General features: G+C 41.8%; 18 protein-coding genes and 1 pseudogene. 8 read left to right on the forward strand and 11 right to left on the reverse strand.

The window, feature by feature from the left end; all coding sequences use genetic code 11:
* Positions 1–2: 2 nt before the first annotated feature.
* The gene (pdhA, locus tag PUN35_RS06745; protein ID WP_014479693.1) at positions 3–1,118 is read right to left on the reverse strand and encodes a pyruvate dehydrogenase (acetyl-transferring) E1 component subunit alpha; all 1,116 of its coding nucleotides are present in this window, start codon (positions 1,116–1,118) and stop codon (positions 3–5) included.
* A gap of 423 nt (positions 1,119–1,541) precedes the next feature.
* Positions 1,542–2,214 (reverse strand): annotated as a pseudogene (locus PUN35_RS06750) (YkyA family protein).
* Between the two features lie 213 nt (positions 2,215–2,427).
* On the opposite strand from PUN35_RS06750, the gene PUN35_RS06755 reads away from it, so the two are divergent.
* On the forward strand, positions 2,428–2,586 hold the full coding sequence (locus PUN35_RS06755; RefSeq protein ID WP_003232317.1) for a YjcZ family sporulation protein: 159 nt from the start codon (positions 2,428–2,430) through the stop codon (positions 2,584–2,586).
* 109 nt (positions 2,587–2,695) lie between these two features.
* Positions 2,696–3,250, forward strand: coding sequence for a peptide deformylase (def, locus tag PUN35_RS06760; protein WP_003245474.1), 555 nt, complete (start codon positions 2,696–2,698; stop codon positions 3,248–3,250).
* Positions 3,251–3,286: 36 nt separating this feature from the next.
* On the opposite strand, the gene PUN35_RS06765 is transcribed toward def, so the two are convergent.
* Complete coding sequence (locus PUN35_RS06765; RefSeq protein ID WP_014479690.1) at positions 3,287–4,060, reverse strand: Cof-type HAD-IIB family hydrolase; 774 nt, start codon at positions 4,058–4,060, stop codon at positions 3,287–3,289.
* A gap of 385 nt (positions 4,061–4,445) precedes the next feature.
* Between PUN35_RS06765 and rnpZA the strand changes: the two genes are divergently transcribed.
* Both rnpZA and rnjA read left to right on the forward strand, forming a co-directional pair.
* Positions 4,446–4,655 carry an RNA polymerase subunit omega 1 gene (rnpZA, locus tag PUN35_RS06770; RefSeq protein ID WP_003222303.1) on the forward strand — a complete coding sequence of 70 codons (210 nt, stop codon included), beginning with the start codon at positions 4,446–4,448 and terminating at the stop codon, positions 4,653–4,655.
* A 5-nt stretch (positions 4,656–4,660) separates the two neighbouring features.
* On the forward strand, positions 4,661–6,328 hold the full coding sequence (gene rnjA, locus PUN35_RS06775) for a ribonuclease J1 (protein WP_014479689.1): 1,668 nt from the start codon (positions 4,661–4,663) through the stop codon (positions 6,326–6,328).
* Positions 6,329–6,361: 33 nt separating this feature from the next.
* Here rnjA and ade read toward each other — a convergent pair whose 3' ends face one another.
* The 5 genes from ade to abhA all read right to left on the reverse strand — a co-directional run bounded on the left by ade (position 6,362) and on the right by abhA (position 11,578).
* Positions 6,362–8,095: an adenine deaminase gene (gene ade, locus PUN35_RS06780; RefSeq protein WP_014479688.1), complete on the reverse strand. Its 1,734-nt coding sequence runs from the start codon at positions 8,093–8,095 to the stop codon at positions 6,362–6,364.
* 154 nt (positions 8,096–8,249) lie between these two features.
* A complete protein-coding gene (gene ktrC / locus PUN35_RS06785; protein ID WP_003222311.1) occupies positions 8,250–8,915 on the reverse strand; it encodes a Ktr system potassium transporter KtrC in 666 nt (221 codons plus the stop codon).
* Between the two features lie 62 nt (positions 8,916–8,977).
* Positions 8,978–9,811 (reverse strand): gamma-glutamylcyclotransferase family protein, encoded by an 834-nt coding sequence (locus PUN35_RS06790; protein WP_014479687.1) that lies wholly within the window; start codon positions 9,809–9,811, stop codon positions 8,978–8,980.
* Positions 9,812–9,826: 15 nt separating this feature from the next.
* A complete protein-coding gene (gene kinC / locus PUN35_RS06795) occupies positions 9,827–11,110 on the reverse strand; it encodes a two-component sensor histidine kinase KinC (RefSeq protein ID WP_014479686.1) in 1,284 nt (427 codons plus the stop codon).
* A gap of 189 nt (positions 11,111–11,299) precedes the next feature.
* On the reverse strand, positions 11,300–11,578 hold the full coding sequence (gene abhA / locus PUN35_RS06800) for a transcriptional regulator AbhA (RefSeq protein WP_003244728.1): 279 nt from the start codon (positions 11,576–11,578) through the stop codon (positions 11,300–11,302).
* A gap of 283 nt (positions 11,579–11,861) precedes the next feature.
* Between abhA and mreBH the strand changes: the two genes are divergently transcribed.
* From mreBH to PUN35_RS06815, 3 genes are all read left to right on the forward strand, one after another.
* Entirely contained in the window at positions 11,862–12,869 is a 1,008-nt protein-coding gene (gene mreBH, locus PUN35_RS06805; protein ID WP_003245743.1) for a cell shape-determining protein MreBH, read from the forward strand.
* Positions 12,870–12,969: 100 nt separating this feature from the next.
* On the forward strand, positions 12,970–13,104 hold the full coding sequence (locus PUN35_RS06810) for a protein YkpC (RefSeq protein ID WP_003238865.1): 135 nt from the start codon (positions 12,970–12,972) through the stop codon (positions 13,102–13,104).
* Positions 13,105–13,212: 108 nt separating this feature from the next.
* The gene (locus tag PUN35_RS06815; protein WP_003232341.1) at positions 13,213–14,445 is read left to right on the forward strand and encodes an aminopeptidase; all 1,233 of its coding nucleotides are present in this window, start codon (positions 13,213–13,215) and stop codon (positions 14,443–14,445) included.
* Positions 14,446–14,478: 33 nt separating this feature from the next.
* Here the strand turns inward: PUN35_RS06815 and PUN35_RS06820 are convergent, their stop codons facing one another.
* Entirely contained in the window at positions 14,479–15,390 is a 912-nt protein-coding gene (locus PUN35_RS06820) for a ketopantoate reductase family protein (RefSeq protein ID WP_014479685.1), read from the reverse strand.
* A gap of 56 nt (positions 15,391–15,446) precedes the next feature.
* Positions 15,447–17,069, reverse strand: coding sequence for an ABC-F family ATP-binding cassette domain-containing protein (locus PUN35_RS06825; RefSeq protein WP_003232344.1), 1,623 nt, complete (start codon positions 17,067–17,069; stop codon positions 15,447–15,449).
* A gap of 180 nt (positions 17,070–17,249) precedes the next feature.
* Here PUN35_RS06825 and PUN35_RS06830 point away from each other — a divergent pair, with 180 nt between their 5' ends.
* Positions 17,250–17,519, forward strand: a complete 270-nt coding sequence (locus PUN35_RS06830) for a hypothetical protein (protein WP_003232345.1) — start codon at positions 17,250–17,252, stop codon at positions 17,517–17,519.
* Between the two features lie 33 nt (positions 17,520–17,552).
* On the opposite strand, the gene sipT is transcribed toward PUN35_RS06830, so the two are convergent.
* Positions 17,553–18,134 (reverse strand): signal peptidase I sipT, encoded by a 582-nt coding sequence (sipT, locus tag PUN35_RS06835; RefSeq protein WP_003232348.1) that lies wholly within the window; start codon positions 18,132–18,134, stop codon positions 17,553–17,555.
* Positions 18,135–18,218: the final 84 nt, after the last annotated feature.

An 18,218-nucleotide genomic window follows, 5' to 3' on the forward strand; every position in this document is an offset into this window, starting at 1 on the left:
GCTTACTTCGACTCCTTCTGTGTATAAATTTCAAATTGCTCCTCAAGGTTGTGAGGCATTTTTTCGTACATGATTTTCATTAAATCAGTTACTTTTTGCTTCGGTTCAGCATCAGCTTTTTTGATCGCTTGCTTAATTTCTTCTTTCGCATCCTCAATCACTTTTGCTTCTTCTTCTTCAGACCATAAGCCTTTGTTTTCAAGGAACGCACGGAAACGTACAAGCGGATCTTTTTGTTCCCACTCATTTTCGATTTCTTTTGTACGATATTTAGTAGGATCGTCACCAGCCATTGTGTGCGGGCCATAACGGAATGTAAGTGTTTCAATTAGTGTTGGACCTTCGCCGTTGATTGCGCGCTCGCGTGCTTCAGCAGTTGCTGCGTATACAGCAAGCGGATCCATTCCGTCTACTTGTACGCCGACAATACCGGCAGCTACAGCTTTTTGTGCAATTGTTTCAGCTGCAGATTGTTTTTCAACAGGAGTTGAAATCGCGTAACGGTTGTTTTGTACCACGAAGATTGCAGGTGCTTTATAAGCTCCGGCAAAGTTAATTCCTTCGTAGAAGTCCCCTTGAGAAGCTCCGCCGTCACCAGTGTAAGTGATTGCGACAGCTTTCTTACCGCGTTTTTTAATACCTAGCGCAACACCGGCCGTTTGAATGTATTGAGCACCGATAATGATTTGTGGAGAAAGGGCATTCACATCATCAGGCATTTGGTTTCCTCTGAAATGTCCGCGAGAGAAAAGAAACGCTTGATATAATGGAAGGCCGTGCCAAATTAACTGAGGCACATCACGGTATCCAGGAAGAACAAAGTCTTCTTTTTCAAGCGCGAAATGCGTTGCAATCTGAGAAGCTTCTTGACCCGCAGTAGGAGCGTAAAATCCGAGACGTCCTTGACGGTTTAATGAGATAGAGCGTTGGTCAAGCACACGCGTAAATACCATGCGGCGCATTAGCTCTTTTAATTGATCATCAGTTAAATCAGGCATCGCCGCTTCATTCACGACTTCTCCCTTTTCATTTAAAATTTGGAACGTTTCGAACTGCTTTTTAATGGCATCAAATTGCTTCTTACTGTCAACGATAGCTTTTTTCGTTTTTGCAGCCATACTAAGTCACCTCTTCCTTTCTTTTAAACAGTCATTAGACGTGCATTCCTTTTATACATACAAACTTAGGGTACCCTAAAGTATCAGCAGTAAGTCGTATTATATTTTAGCCGATCCCCAGTTTGCCAAAACCTTTTATGTAGGATAGTTACACTCTGCTTTGAACTGTATTATTTCGAAGTTGTAAAAAACTAATACAACACCGCTTAACATGGATTAGTTTACACCAAATAAAGAAGAACCGTCAATCGTTTTCATCGCTGATTTTCAATAAATGTATTCGCTTTACATTTTCATCAAAAAAACAGATGCCAACCGCACCCAACACTGTACTAGTATACCTTACTATGCTGTACTACAATAGAAATGAAAATTTTGAACGAAATCCGAATCGCATTTCATTCAAAAAAAGAGCTGATCGAGTCAGCTCTTTTTCACACGATAGCCTGCAGCATCATATAAATCTTCCCGGGCTTTATTATATTTTTCGGTTTGTTCATTAAATTCTCCGCTATATTTAAGGATCTTTTCATAAGAAGCATTGACTTTATCGATCTGCTGATCCAGATCATCTCTTGTCAAATCTTTGTCTTTCAGCTGCATATACAGTTTTTTATTAAGCTCAAGTGCTTTTTTATACTCTTTATACATAGTGCCATATGATGTATATCTTTTCTCCATATGGTTTGCTGCGGCATCGGCCTTTTCTTTTATGTCTTTTTCCTTAATATGTTCCGCTGACGTTTTTGCTTCCTCAAATTCTGTTTCCGATTTTTTCATGCTGTCATTTTCAAGCTTTAGGTGTTCTTCGCGCTTGCTGACATTTTCAAGCGCCTTAATTAGATAAAGCAACAATTTTTTTATAATCATCCATATTGAGCTTCATAACACTATCGTAAAGCTGATTTTCTTCGGCCTCTAATTCTTTAAGTGTGTTTTGTTCTTCTTGAAACGGCTTTTCCGATTCCGCGGCTTTTTCTAATGAATGATGAAGTGAATCAACCGGGTCCTGTCCCATGCATCCTGTTAATATCAGTGCCATGGCACAAAAAGCTCCGATCTTGATTCCAGGCCGCCGTTTTATAGCGTCTTTCACGTTAAATCCCCCAATCTTGACAATTTCTACTATAGAATCCATGGGGACATTTGGCAATAGCCGTGCTGTATAAATGCAATACTGAAATTAAATCAAAAAAGTGAAAAATCAGGACAGATGACCATACAACTTTTTTGTTTTTACATAGGTTATATTAGACGCTATGCCTACTTATAAAGGCTCTGGCGTAATTAAAAGAGGAGGTTATGTAATATGTATGGATATGGTTACGGCGGAGGCTGCTGCAGTTATGGTGGTTACGGATATGGTGGCTGCGGATATGGCTACGGCCGCACCTTTGCGCTAATCGTTGTTTTATTCATTCTGTTAATCATTGTCGGAGCTGCTTATTTAGGCGGAGGCTGTTGCTAACCACACAGCATGAAATTGACCAGCCATATACGGCTGGTCATTCGTTTCGTTGCACCTTTGTGAAGAAATCCGATATAATTTACATATTAAGCTTTAGGAGTGAAGTTTCTTGATTACTATGGAAAACATCGTACGTGACGGCCATCCAGCCCTCAGAGAGACTGCCGAACCTGTTGAGCTGCCTCCAACTGATGCAGAAAAACAGCAGCTGGCCGACATGATCGAATTTGTTAAAAACAGCCAAAATCCGGAATTAGCCGAAAAATACAAGCTGCGCCCTGGCGTAGGACTCGCAGCTCCTCAAATTAATATCAAAAAACGAATGATCGCCGTTCATGCGGAAGATGCTTCCGGTAAATTATACAGCTATGCTCTGTTTAATCCTAAGATCGTCAGCCATTCAGTTGAAAAAAGCTACTTAACAAGCGGCGAGGGCTGCCTCTCTGTGGATGAAGCGATTCCCGGTTATGTTCCCCGCTATGCTCGCATCAGAGTAAAAGGAACAACACTAGAAGGCGAAAATATTGATATTCGTTTAAAAGGATTTCCGGCTATTGTGTTTCAGCATGAGATCGATCATTTGAACGGCGTTATGTTCTATGATCATATTGATAAGGAAAATCCTTTCAAAGAACCTGAAAATGCAATCGCAATTGAGCGCTAAAATAAAGAAACGGCTGGCACAATGCCAGCCGTTTCTTTATTTTAAAAGGCCCAATTCTTTGGCAGCGTATGCAATTCCATCCTCGTCCACCGGCTTTGTTACAAAGTCCGCGATTTCTTTCAGTTCGGGAACAGCATTTCCCATAGCAACGCCTGTCCCTACATATTCAATCATTTGCAGATCATTTAATCCGTCGCCGAAAGCATATGTATCGCCGATATCAAACGGAAGACGCTCAATCACTTTTTTGATTCCTTCTGCCTTCGAACCTCCGTGCGGCAGAACATCAGTCGATAGCTCATGCCAGCGAACTAGATCAAACTCAGGAAAAGCGGCATAAGCTTTTTCTTCTTCATCCTGACAAAATAAAAGAAGCTGAAAAATTTCTTTTCCTTCATAAAAAAGGTCATCGGTCTCTGGATAATCTGTTTTAAGGCTGCCGATTCCCTCGAGAACATGGGGGTGATCCGCAACAGTCGCTTTCATCGTGTCCTCAGCCATAAACACAACAGGATGCTTGCCTTCATCCGCCTGCTTTAATAATCGCCTGATTGCATTTTCAGGCAGCGGATTTTTATAAATCACTTGATTTTCAAAGACAACAAACTGTCCATTGTAGGAAATAAATGAGTGGATGCCCAGCTCCTCCAAAATCGGCTTAACCAAAAATGGAGACCGGCCGCTGGCAATAAACACATGATGCCCTTGGCGCTGCAGCTCCGCCACGGTTTTTCTCGTACTTTCCGGTATATTCTTATCATGATCATATATTGTGCCGTCAATATCAAAAAAGATTAATTTAGAATCCATCGCAACTTCCCCTTTATCGTCTTGGTCTGCAATTCCCACCCTCATCATACAAAAAGATTGTCATTCAGCAAACAATTTCGTTCAAAAATCATATTAAATTCCATTAATAACCACGAAAAGTCTTCCTCAATCTCCGTATACTATTTGTATAAAAGAACTCTGGGACAAATTTTTCATTAAAGGAGGGACTGGCTAATGCTGCGTAAATTAAGAAAGAAACTCAGAAGACAATGGAACGGAATGCTCCGTAAGAAAGCAATTGCCTGACAAGGGATCTTTCACTTTTTGAGAGATCCTTATTTTGCTCAAGGCTTTCCTTATATTCCGTTTTCGAATATAATAGAATGAGCGAGTCTAACATACGGCATTTAAGGAGAGATTTGGAATGATTTATAAGGTATTTTATCAAGAGAAGGCTGACGAAGTACCTGTTCGGGAAAAGACAGATTCACTTTATATTGAAGGCGTATCTGAGCGTGACGTCAGAACAAAGCTGAAAGAAAAGAAATTTAATATTGAGTTTATTACACCTGTTGATGGTGCATTCTTAGAATATGAACAACAGAGCGAAAATTTTAAAGTATTGGAGTTATGAGCGGTATGAAATTTGTAAAAAATGATCAGACTGCTGTTTTCGCCCTCGGAGGTTTGGGCGAAATCGGTAAAAATACGTACGCGGTGCAATTCCAGGATGAAATTGTACTGATTGATGCGGGGATCAAGTTTCCCGAGGACGAACTGCTCGGAATTGACTACGTCATCCCTGATTATACGTATTTAGTCAAAAACGAAGATAAAATTAAAGGGCTTTTTATCACCCACGGGCACGAAGACCACATCGGCGGTATTCCATACCTGCTTAGACAAGTGAATATTCCTGTATACGGCGGAAAACTCGCGATCGGCTTACTTCGGAATAAACTTGAAGAGCATGGATTATTAAGACAGACGAAACTGAACATTATCGGCGAGGATGATATTGTAAAGTTCCGCAAAACGGCTGTGTCATTCTTCAGAACAACACACAGTATTCCGGATTCCTACGGCATTGTTGTAAAAACGCCGCCCGGAAACATCGTACATACTGGGGATTTTAAATTCGACTTTACTCCAGTCGGCGAGCCGGCAAACTTAACGAAAATGGCCGAAATCGGTAAAGAAGGCGTTTTGTGCCTTCTTTCAGACAGCACAAACAGTGAAAATCCGGAGTTTACCATGTCTGAGCGCCGTGTAGGAGAAAGCATTCATGACATTTTCCGCAAGGTGGACGGCCGAATTATCTTCGCTACATTTGCGTCGAATATTCACCGCTTGCAGCAGGTAATTGAAGCTGCTGTACAAAATGGAAGAAAAGTTGCCGTATTTGGACGCAGTATGGAATCGGCTATCGAAATTGGACAGACACTCGGTTATATTAACTGTCCTAAAAATACGTTTATTGAGCATAACGAAATCAATCGTATACCTGCTAATAAAGTAACAATTTTATGTACAGGAAGCCAAGGGGAACCAATGGCGGCGTTATCAAGAATTGCAAACGGCACACACCGCCAAATTTCAATCAATCCTGGGGATACAGTCGTATTTTCTTCATCCCCTATCCCAGGCAACACAATCAGCGTGAGTCGAACAATCAACCAGCTGTATCGTGCGGGTGCTGAGGTTATTCATGGCCCTCTTAACGATATCCATACATCCGGTCACGGCGGACAGGAAGAACAGAAGCTGATGCTTCGTTTAATCAAACCTAAATTCTTCATGCCGATTCACGGTGAGTACAGAATGCAAAAGATGCATGTCAAACTTGCAACAGATTGTGGCATCCCAGAGGAAAACTGCTTTATCATGGATAATGGTGAAGTATTAGCGCTTAAAGGCGACGAGGCTTCAGTTGCAGGAAAAATCCCGTCCGGTTCAGTGTACATTGACGGAAGCGGTATCGGTGATATTGGCAATATCGTACTTCGTGATCGCAGAATTCTCTCTGAAGAAGGACTTGTCATCGTTGTTGTCAGCATTGACATGGACGACTTCAAGATTTCAGCGGGTCCAGATTTGATTTCCAGAGGATTTGTGTACATGAGAGAATCTGGCGACTTGATCAACGACGCTCAAGAGCTCATTTCAAATCACTTACAAAAAGTAATGGAACGAAAAACGACTCAATGGTCTGAAATCAAAAACGAGATTACAGACACTCTTGCGCCTTTCTTGTACGAAAAAACAAAGCGCCGTCCTATGATCCTGCCGATCATTATGGAGGTTTAAAAAAAGAGGCACTCCCTAAGGGAGTGCCTCTTTTTATTGCAGTGATATGTGTTGAAATGATTTTACATCGAATAATCCCGTAGTCGTCATTTTAATATCAGGAATGACAGGCAAAGCTAAAAACGACAATGTCAAAAATGGATTAAATCCGCCTGTGAAACCGATTAACGGCAATTTATCATGAAGCGTCAGCAAGCTTTGATTCACTTGCTCTGCAGATTGGTCGGATAATAACCCTGCAATCGGCAACGGTACTGAATGGAGCTCTTCCCCATTTTTTATAATCGTTAATCCTCCGCCAATTTCCTGCAGCTTATTAACTGCCGCCGCGATATCCTCATCATTCGTTCCGACAGCAATAATATTATGGGAGTCGTGTGAAATGGTTGTGGCAATCGCTCCGCTCTTGAATCCAAAACCTTTCACAACACCAAGTCCGGTTTCTTTCAATCCTTTATGCCGCTCGACAACTGCAATCTTTAACAAATCAAACTCAGTGTCAGGCTCAAATTCGCGGGCATCAGGAGCCGGAACTTGTACTAATCTTGTTTCAAGCTGATTTGGTATGATTTGAATGACATTGATTTGCTGCTCTGAATCGATTGGCATATGAAAATCCTGTTTGTTAAGAGGAGCAGCAAGCTTAACAGAATCAAGCAGTGCCTGATCTGGTGCTGCAGTTGAAGCATGATCCTGATAGACCGCTTTGCTGTCTTCAGCAACAGTCTGCCCTTTTACCATCGTCATTGTGACAGTGACATTTTCCAAATCAGATACAAAGAGTAAATCAGCGTCATAACCCGGGGCAATCGCTCCCTTTGTATCTAATCCGTAGCATTCGGCCGCATTGAGGCTTCCTAATTGATAGGCTAAAAACGGATCAAGTCCAGCTTGAATCGCCATTTTCACCTGATGGTTTACACTTCCCTCTGACAATAAATCATCCACATGCTTATCATCCGTACAAAAAAAGAAACGGCGTGCGTTCTTTTCATTCACCGCCGGAAGCACATTGAGCGTGTTTTTGGCGACTGATCCTTCACGCATCATGACATACATGCCTCTTCTGATACGATTAAGGGCTTCTTCCTTCGATGTTACTTCATGGTCGTTTAAGACAAAGGCGGTTCTGTAAATGTTAATGAGGTCTGTTGATAAACCAGCTAAATGACCGTCTATCCTTTTTCCTGCCACACGGGCATCGAGCAGTTTCTGAACCATGTCTTCTTCAGCCTGCTGAACCGACACATAATCCATAACTTCAGCCAGCCCTAATACTTCTTCTTCTCCATAAAAAGGCTTGAGATCGGCAGCTTTGAGAATTGCGCCTGATCGCTCAAAACTTGCGGCAGGCACACTGGAAGGAAGCATAAAATGGATATTCAGCGGTGTATGCCGAGCTTGTTCAATCATAAACACAATCCCTTTTTCACCAGACACATTCGCGATTTCATGCGGATCTGTAACAACCGTCGTCACGCCATGAGGCAACACTGCTTTAGCGAACTCAATCGGTGTAACCATTGACGACTCAATATGTACATGTCCATCAATAAAACCCGGAACAATCATTTGTCCCTCTGCATCAATGATATTTTCGCCTTCATACTCACCGAGGCCTACAATAACTCCATCTGTAATCGCAATATCTTCATATATCCATTCTTGATTATATACGTCCATGATTTTTCCGTTTTTAATGACGATATCAGCTTTTTGTCTTTTGGCTGAAGCATTCAGCCTATTGACTAGCGCTTCTTTATTCAAATAGGCCCCTCCTTTTTTTATTATATGGTACAATATGCTATCGGAACGCCTGTGCTTAGTCAATGAAATTTTAAGAAATTGACGCTCAGTTCATTAAAGTTGTTATATTCTGATAATATGAAAAACCGCCCTTTGAGGACGGCTTATTTGGCTGCTATTTTGTATGAAGAACTCTTTTTTCGAAACGGGAGATGTCTGTAACTGATCCAATAACAATGAGTATATCTTCTTGGTGGATGACTTCGGTTGCAAGCGGTGATACGATGACTTCCTTGCCCCTTTTTATGGCTACGATGTTAATACCGTATTTTGCGCGAATATCTAAATCGAGAAGCGTATTTCCAGCCAGGCGGCTGTTAGCTACGATTTCAACAAGACTATGCTCTTCAGACAGCTCCAAATAGTCAAGTACATTGTTGGACACGATATTATGCGCAATTCGTTTTGCCATATCGCGTTCCGGGTGGACGATGTGATCCGCACCAATTTTAGACAGCACTTTTTCGTGATAATCGTTCTGCGCTTTAACTGTAATCGTATGGACGCCAAGTTCTTTCAGAATGAGTGTCGTTAAAATACTCGCTTGAATATTTTCCCCGATTGCTACAATAACGTGGTCAAAATTTCGCAGGCCTAAATTTTTCAGGACAGATTCGTCTGTCGAATCACCGATAACTGCGTGAGATGCAATCTTGGCATACTCGTTGACTTTATCTTCATCGATATCCATTGCCATAACCTCGACGCCTTCTTCGCTTAATGCTTTGCAAATACTGCCACCAAAACGGCCCAGCCCAATTACCGCAAATTCTTTTTTCATCGTGGTGCTCCTTTATATGACATGATATTGATCAAATTTTATCATATTCTTTTGTTACAGTATTATCCTTTTGGCAGCGAATTCATATGCCGCTTGAGCTTTTCAGTAAACTCAGGCGACAAATACAGCTCCGCTCCGCGTTCGATTTCAATCTGATAGTGCTGAGGCGGGGCAATTTCCGCTTCTTTTTGGAGGACGAGAAAGGTTAAACAGTCTTTGTAGTGCCTTCCGCCAGCTTCAACGTCTACAAATGCCGGCCGATACGTAAGAGATTCGACGCCCTCCCTTTTATATAGATAGGAGAGAGCAGAATAAGGGATACGGTATAAAACGCCTTCTGTTGTTCCTCCGTCTTCCAACATGTCCGCTCTTGAACCGTCTTCCCTTTTTAGCGTGAAGCGGGTTGTGTATCCTTTTAAAACAGCTCTTCCTACTGGATCTTGAAAATAGTGATCGACTCCCGCTTTTTGAAAGCGGGCATTATCCATGCATGATCCATAGGCAAAATAATAAATGGGATTTTTCGATTTGCTGATCATCTGATGTTCTTTCCAGTCGCCGCTGCTTATTTTCGTAAAACCGGCACACCCGTCTTTGTTCATAAAATAAATAAGCGCAATTTTAATCCCGACATCCGTTTCTACAAACACCGTTTGTTTATGATATCCTTGAAAAAATTGATCGAGCTTATGTATACACAATTCATCTGCTTCATATACTTCGCCATATATATAGCCTTCATCTTCATCATTGAAAACAGCTGTGGGCACCTCTTTTGCAGCAAACAAACTTCCCTTTGTTCTCGCCTGCTCATTGATACATGCCGATTGTGCCAGCAAATGATGGTTTTTTTCATGCTTTCTTAATGTCCCGTATACAAACAGAAGCGAGTTCACTTTATTTTTCTCCTCTCAGCTGTCTGATTTTAAAGGCAAAACCACTTGAAAGACGCTGCCTTTTCCAGCTTCACTTTCGATTTTCAATTCCCCGTCATGTTCCTTCAGGATTCTCAAACAAATGGGAAGTCCCAGTCCAGTGCCCTTTTCTTTTGTTGAATAAAAAGGTTTGCCAATCTGCTTCAGCTTTTCCTGCGGCATGCCGTTTCCTTCATCCTTTACGCTTATCACTGCATGAGAGGCGGTTTTAGCAGTTGAAATGGTTACGACACCACCCTTTGGCATTGCCTCAATTCCGTTTTTAATGATGTTGATAAAGACCTGCTTCAGCTGATTTTCGTCTCCATTAATCATACAGCCATCTGTCTCTTTGAAATTTTTCTCTATGACGATATTGGACAGAATTGCATTGGTATCAAGCAATGTCGTGACTTGTTTCAAGATCTCATTAAGCTGGTGTGTTTTAAATGTGATTGCCTGCGGTTTTGCAAGCAGCAGCTCGCTGAGCACTAAATCGATTCTTTTAATCTCTGAAAAGATGATGTCAAAATAGTCTTTTCTGTCCGGATATTGTGTTTTCATAATCTGGAGGAAACCACTGACAGATGTTAAAGGGTTTCTGACCTCATGAGCAATACCTGCGGCAAGTTCACTTGTGATTGATAGTTTCTGGGATTCCCTCGCCAGCCGTTCATTAATCTCAATGAGCTCATCTTCAGCCTCTTTCCGCTCAGTGATATCTGACATTGTACCCAGGCTGCCTGTAAATTGGTCATCCCGGTCATAGTAAAGTTTATAATGAACTTCTCCCCAAAAAATCGTGCCGTTTTTTGTCACGTATTTTGCCGTAAACATGCCAGAAGACGCTTTGTTTTGGATTTGGGTGTTAATGTGGTCGGCTACGTGCTTTTCTTTTATGAAGTAATCGTTATACATTGTTCCCATACATTCACTGATTGAAAAGCCGGTTATTGATGCCCACGCTTGGTTTAAATATGTAATTTCGCCTTTTGCATTCGTTTGAAATACGATTTCCTGCAAATTATCCATGATGCGGTTTTTTTCTTCAGAAAGCTGTTTATACTTCCATTCGTTATCCTTCATTTTCTTAACCAGCTGCTGTTTCTCATCAATATAATAAGCCAGCATCCAGACACTTACCAGCGTGACTGCAGTATACACAATATCAACAGGCCAATTAATCGGGTTTTTGCCTATAAAATAAAATAAATAATCCCAAAACATTATAAAAATCATTGCCAAAATGATGGAAATGATACGAGCTTGATATTTTCTCATATGACCACCTGCCGCTTGTGTTTCTCTACTTATTGTACCATTCTTCGACAAATAATTGAGTAAAATATGTAAAGTATCCCAAATCATTCATTACCAAATATCTTGATGTCTTATCTTAGGCGGCGGTAATCAAAAATTGGCACGCAAAAAAGGCGGAGATGACATCACTCCGCCTTTTTTAGCATAATTTTATTCTTTTAAAGCGGCTTGAATTTCTTCGAGAAGCAGCTGTGCACCCTCAGGGCTTAGCGTAATTTTACCGTTGCCGTATTCTTTATTTTCTGAAGTGATTTCTCCAGTCATTAAACAAACGCCATGAGGTTTGTACTTTTTCAAGATAATTTTATCTCCGTCAACAAAAAACTCAATGCTGTCTTTTATGGCAATATCCAATGCCCGTCTCAACTCAATCGGCATGACAATGCGGCCTAATTCATCTACTTTTCTCACAACACCTATTGATTTCATAAAAACCCTTCTTCCTTTAAATGTTTCTTTTCTCATGTAATGTTTTAAGGATGTACCTCAATATATCGTAGACGAATGAAACTTTGAAAAAGTTTCCCGCTTTCTATAAGAATTACAAGATATTTTTTCCATAAAACCGAAAAATGTATTACTTCTGTTACACAGTTCCTTGATTTTTTACAAAAACATTTCTTTACCGACGCACACCCCCAAAAATCGCAGTATTTCTGAGAAACTTTAAATGTAGAATCATATTAAATTAGGATAGAGATTGGGTGAAAACATGTTTCAATCAACTGAAATCGGGATTGACTTAGGAACAGCTAATATACTTGTTTACAGCAAAAATAAAGGGATTATCCTAAATGAACCATCTGTTGTCGCAGTGGATACGACGACAAAAGCAGTGCTTGCAATCGGAGCTGATGCGAAAAACATGATCGGTAAAACACCGGGAAAAATTGTCGCTGTCAGACCGATGAAAGATGGCGTGATCGCAGACTATGATATGACAACTGACCTGCTAAAGCACATTATGAAAAAAGCCGCAAAAAGCATCGGCATGTCGTTCAGAAAACCGAACGTAGTCGTTTGCACACCATCAGGCTCAACAGCAGTAGAACGCCGCGCCATCAGTGATGCGGTGAAAAATTGCGGCGCGAAAAACGTTCATTTAATCGAAGAGCCAGTTGCAGCCGCCATCGGAGCGGATTTACCGGTTGATGAGCCGGTTGCCAATGTGGTAGTAGATATCGGCGGAGGGACGACAGAGGTCGCTATTATTTCCTTCGGTGGCGTTGTTTCCTGCCATTCTATCAGGATCGGCGGAGACCAGCTTGATGAGGATATCGTTTCTTTCGTCCGTAAAAAATACAATTTGCTGATCGGCGAACGCACAGCTGAGCAGGTAAAAATGGAAATTGGCCATGCTCTGATTGAACATATACCAGAGGCAATGGAAATTCGGGGACGTGACCTCGTGACAGGTCTTCCAAAAACCATTATGCTTCAATCCAACGAAATTCAAGATGCAATGCGTGAATCCCTCCTGCATATTCTTGAAGCCATCAGAGCGACACTTGAGGACTGTCCGCCTGAATTGAGCGGAGATATTGTTGATCGCGGCGTTATTTTAACAGGCGGCGGCGCGCTCCTTAATGGAATTAAAGAATGGCTCACAGAAGAGATTGTCGTGCCTGTACACGTGGCGCAAAACCCGCTTGAATCTGTAGCAATCGGCACAGGCCGTTCTTTAGAAGTGATTGATAAGCTGCAAAAGGCAATTAAATAGTCTTTACCCGCAAAATTCTCACACGCGGCAAATTTCTTGCTTCTTTTTTCCTCACTTCCTTCATATTGTGGGAAATGGAGAAACGTTAAGGAGGAAACAGATGCTAAGAGATTTAGGAAGAAGAGTAGCGATCGCAGCCATTTTAAGCGGAATTATTCTTGGAGGCATGAGCATTTCTTTGGCAAATATGCCTCATTCGCCTGCAGGCGGCACTGTAAAACTGAATCATCCATAATATTGAAAAACCCAAGACGTGTCGTTTTGGGTTTTTCACTTTGGGCTCCTTCTTTCCTTTATAGGATCATATTTGATATGATGAGAAAAAAGCTTGGAGGAATGATTCATGGATTCATTTTCACAGAAATTAAATACATATGCACAGCTGGCGGTAGAAGTCGGCGTTAATGTCCAAAAAGGCCAGTATGTAGTCGTAAATGCTTCAACAGACGTTCGGGATTTTGTCCGTTTAATTGTAAAACACGCATATGAAAAGGGCGCAAAAAACGTCACCGTGAATTGGCAGGATGACGAAGTCGCCAAATTAAAATACGAACTTGCGCCGTTTGAAGCATTTGAAGAATATCCTGAATGGGAAGCAAAAGGCAGAGAAGAGCTTGCCAAAAATGGAGCTGCTTTCATTTCTGTTGTGTCGTCAAACCCAGACTTGCTAAAAGGTATAGATTCCAAACGGATTGCGGCATTCCAAAAAGCAGCAGGCAAAGCATTACATACATACAGACAATATATTCAATCAGACAAAGTCAGCTGGACTGTCGTAGGTGCGGCATCAGCAGGCTGGGCTCACAAGGTGTTTCCTGGCAAATCAGAGGAGGAAGCGATCCACCTTCTGTGGGAAGAAATTTTTAAAGCGACGCGCGTAAATGAAGACAACCCGGTTCAGGCGTGGATCAATCATGACCAAAATCTTCATGAAAAAGTTGACCATTTGAACGAGAGACATTACGCTGCCTTACATTATCAAGCTGAAGGAACTGATTTAACAATTAAGCTGCCTAGGAAGCATGTTTGGGCAGGTGCGGGAAGCGTGAATGAAAGCGGCCATGAGTTTATGGCCAATATGCCGACAGAAGAAGTGTTCACGCTGCCGCAAAAAGACGGGGTTGACGGTGTGGTATCAAGCACAAAACCATTAAGCTACGGCGGAAATATTATTGAAAATTTCACCCTGACGTTTGAAAATGGCCGTATAGTCGACATTAAAGCTGAAAAAGGTGAGGATATTTTAAAAGAACTGGTGGAAACAGATGAAGGTTCTCACTATTTAGGTGAAGTGGCACTTGTTCCTTACGATTCGCCTATATCACAATCAAACATTCTTTTCTATAACACGCTGTTTGATGAAAACGCGTCAAATCATTTGGCGATCGGAAGCGCCTATGCCTTTAATATTGAAGGCGGAAAGCAGATGTCTCGTGAAGAGCTTGTCAAAGAAGGCCTAAATGAGAGCATTACACACGTGGACTTTATGATCGGTTCTAAGGATATGAATATTGACGGAATTACGGCAGACGGGAAAAGAGAGCCTATCTTCAGAAACGGAAATTGGGCTTTTTAAGTAAATAAAAGGAGGCTTTTCCGCCTCCTTTTTTTATTTTTCTGCTTCATACATTTGCAGATTCGCATAAACGGTTTCTAATACTGGTGCAGCGAGAGATAAACGTTTAGCTTTTTCAAGCAAAAATCCATGCAGGTGGTCGCCTTCTGTCGTTTGGCCGTTTTCCATATCCCGAAGCATGGAGGACTTCATATGATAAGACATGCTGGTCATCGTACGAAAGCTCTCTTCCTCAAGATCCGGATCAGCCGGAACACCTTCTTTTCGTAAAACAGCGCAAATTTCCCCAATAAGAGTTTGGGCCGTGTGACGTCCGGCTTCTGTGGCGAGGATTGGGCCAAGCGGTCGTTGAAATAACGTTGTGATCCCCGCTTGCGCTGCAATAAAGAGATACTTTTTCCAAATGTCCTTCTCGATATGCCCGCTAATGATGACTTCAGCCTTCACACCTGAAAATGCCTCTTCAAACGCTCTTATCCGCTCCGTACGCTCGCCGTTCCATTCTCCAAATACAAAACGATGCGATGCGCTCGTATGATGAATTTCTCCTTTGTTGTCTAAAGCACTTTCTATAAAACACAGGCCGCCCAGCACCTGTTCTTTTGAAAATGCCGCAAATAGCTGCTCATAGTGGCGGTACCCATTTAAAAAAGGGAGAATGACAGATTCCTGATGGATAAATGGTTTGACATCGTCTATCACTTGAACAAGCGAGTATGCTTTAGAAGCAATGATAACGACATCAAATTGCCCTGTTTCTCCGGCACTGATTAGTTCGGGCTGAAATGATACATTCCCTTTTTCACTATGGATGACAAGCCCGGTTTTTTTCAGCTGCTCAGCTCGTTTTTGGCGCACAAGAAATGTCACATCATTTCCTTTCTCCGAAAGCCGTCCGCCAATATACCCACCTACTCCACCTGCTCCGACAACCAAAAATTTCATGTTGTGATCTCCTTTCATATTTAGGTATCAAAAAAAGCAGAGAAATCTCTGCTTTTTTATTCGGCGTATAGTTCAGTCAATTTTTTCTGCACATCAGCATTTTCAAGGAACTCGTCATAGCTCATTTGCTTATCGACGATGCCGTTAGGTGTAATTTCTATAATTCTGTTGGCAATGGTCTGCACAAACTGATGGTCATGGGAAGTAAACAGCATAGCGCCTTTAAAGCTGATTAAGCCGTTATTCAGCGCTGTAATGGACTCCAGGTCTAAATGGTTAGTCGGCTCATCCAAAATTAAAATATTGGCGCCAGAAAGCATCGCTTTCGACAGCATACAGCGGACCTTTTCTCCCCCGGAAAGTACATTTGCTTTTTTGTGGACTTCTTCTCCAGAGAACAGCATGCGTCCTAAGAAACCGCGTAAAAAGCTCTCACTTTGGTCGTGCGGAGAATATTGGCGAAGCCAGTCTACAAGGTTCAGATCACTGCCTTCGAAATATTCGCTGTTGTCTTTTGGAAAATACGCTTGAGATGTGGTAACACCCCATTTAAACGTTCCGCTGTCAGCTTCCATTTCCCCGGAAATGATTTTAAACAGCGTAGTAACAGCAAGTTCATTTCGGCCAGTGAAAGCAATTTTATCTTCTCGATTCATAATAAAGCTGACATTGTCAAGCACCTTTACGCCATCGATTGTTTTTGTTAAGCCTTCCACGCGAAGAACATCATTTCCGATTTCCCGTTCCGGCGTGAAGTTAACATAAGGATAGCGGCGGGAAGACGGTTTAATATCATCCAGCGTGATTTTTTCGAGAAGTTTCTTTCTTGATGTAGCCTGCTTAGATTTAGACGCATTGGCGCTGAATCTAGCGACAAACTCTTGAAGCTGTTTAATCTGCTCTTCTTTTTTCTTGTTCGCTTCTTGAGAAAGCTTTAACGCCAGCTGGCTTGACTCGTACCAGAAATCATAGTTTCCTACATAGATTTGAATTTTGTTAAAATCAAGGTCGGCAATGTGCGTACATACTTTATTTAAGAAGTGACGGTCATGGGATACGACAATAACTGTGTTTTCAAAGTTAATCAGAAACTCTTCAAGCCACTGGATTGCCTGAAGGTCCAAGTGGTTCGTCGGCTCATCGAGCAGCAGAACATCCGGCTTGCCGAATAATGCCTGTGCCAAGAGAACTTTTACCTTCTCCGAACCGCCGAGGTCTGCCATCTTTTTTGTGTGCAGATCTTCTGAGATACCAAGGCCTTTTAACAGGATCGCAGCTTCACTTTCCGCTTCCCAACCGTTCAGTTCCGCGAATTCACCTTCTAGCTCAGCAGCACGAATCCCATCCTCATCTGAGAAATCAGGCTTCATGTAAATAGCGTCTTTCTCCTGCATGACTTCATACAGGCGTTTGTGGCCCATAATGACCACTTTCAGCACTTCATACTCTTCGTACTCAAAATGGTTCTGCTTCAAGACGGCAAGACGCTCGCCAGGACTCATATGCACGTCGCCTGTCTGAGGCTCGATTTCGCCTGACAGCACCTTTAGAAACGTTGATTTACCGGCACCGTTTGCACCAATTAACCCATAGCAGTTGCCTGGGGTAAATTTAATATTAACATCTTCAAATAACTTGCGATCCGCAAACCGCAAGCTTACATTATTTACAGCAATCATTTATTATCCTCCATCATGTCTATCATCAATAAAAGTATACCATGAATGCAGGGCAAGAGAAATGATTCCCTGATAAAACAGAGAGAAAACACTTATACACCCAAACCAGCCAGCTGTGTTACAATTAAAGAGAGAGAATGCATCCGCTCGGAAAATTACACACTCTCATGGAGGAACACGTTGAGGCTTTTAACACTTACTGAATATTGCTTACTGATCTTTTTTACGGGCTTTTACCTTGCCGTAACAGGCTTTACCGCCAAAGATATCGGCTTATATATAGGCATAGCCCTTATTTACATATTTTCGCACATTTTTTCTAAACGGCTTTTAGAAAAGCGCGGAAAAGAGAACAAACAGGTTCACCTTTTCTTCAGTGTGCTAGCTATTATCGGTTCAGTGTTCATCACGGTTTTATGCATTGCATTGGTCGCTTCTTTTTCAAAATAAAAACGCCTGCTGTCTTAGGCCAGCAAGGCGTTTTTATTTTGTTTGACGCATTTCGTTAAACGGGAAAAAGACAAACTTCGATGTGCCGACAATTCGATCTTCCGCGATCAGTCCCAGCCCGTTTCGGCTGTCCATCGAATTCAGCCGGTTATCTCCCATGACAAAGTATTTGCCTTTCGGAACCTTAACCGGTCCAAAGTCTCCTGTCAGACTGACACCAAGTTTTTCTGCTTCCTTCTTGTTTTTAGACAAGTAAGGCTCGGCTACTTTTTTACCGTTTATATAAAGCGTGTCATCCTTCATTTGAACGGTTTCTCCAGGCTTTCCGATCAATCTTTTTACATAATGGATTTTAGAAGTTTCACCGTTGATAATAACGATATCTCCGCGCTTCAGCTCGCCGATATAGTTGACTGTTTTATTCACAAACAGCCTTTCTCCGTCATGTAATGTGGGATACATAGATGAACCTTCAACTAAATACGGTTCAAACAAAAAGTGACGGATCAGGAGAGCCAGCAGAACAGCGATGACAATCGCTTTACCCCATTCCAGGTACGTATTGGTTTTTTTCTTCGCCGTTTTCTCAGTATTCGTATTTTTTTCCTCGGTCAAAGTGTTTCCTCCTAGACAATTGCTATGTCAGTTGTTTCTCTTCTTTTACTTTATCATAAAAAAGAATAAAATACATAACTTAAC

Origin of the sequence: Bacillus sp. N3378-2at (assembly GCF_033412715.1) — a bacterium.
In the GTDB taxonomy this organism is placed as follows: Bacteria; Bacillota; Bacilli; order Bacillales; family Bacillaceae; genus Bacillus; species Bacillus subtilis.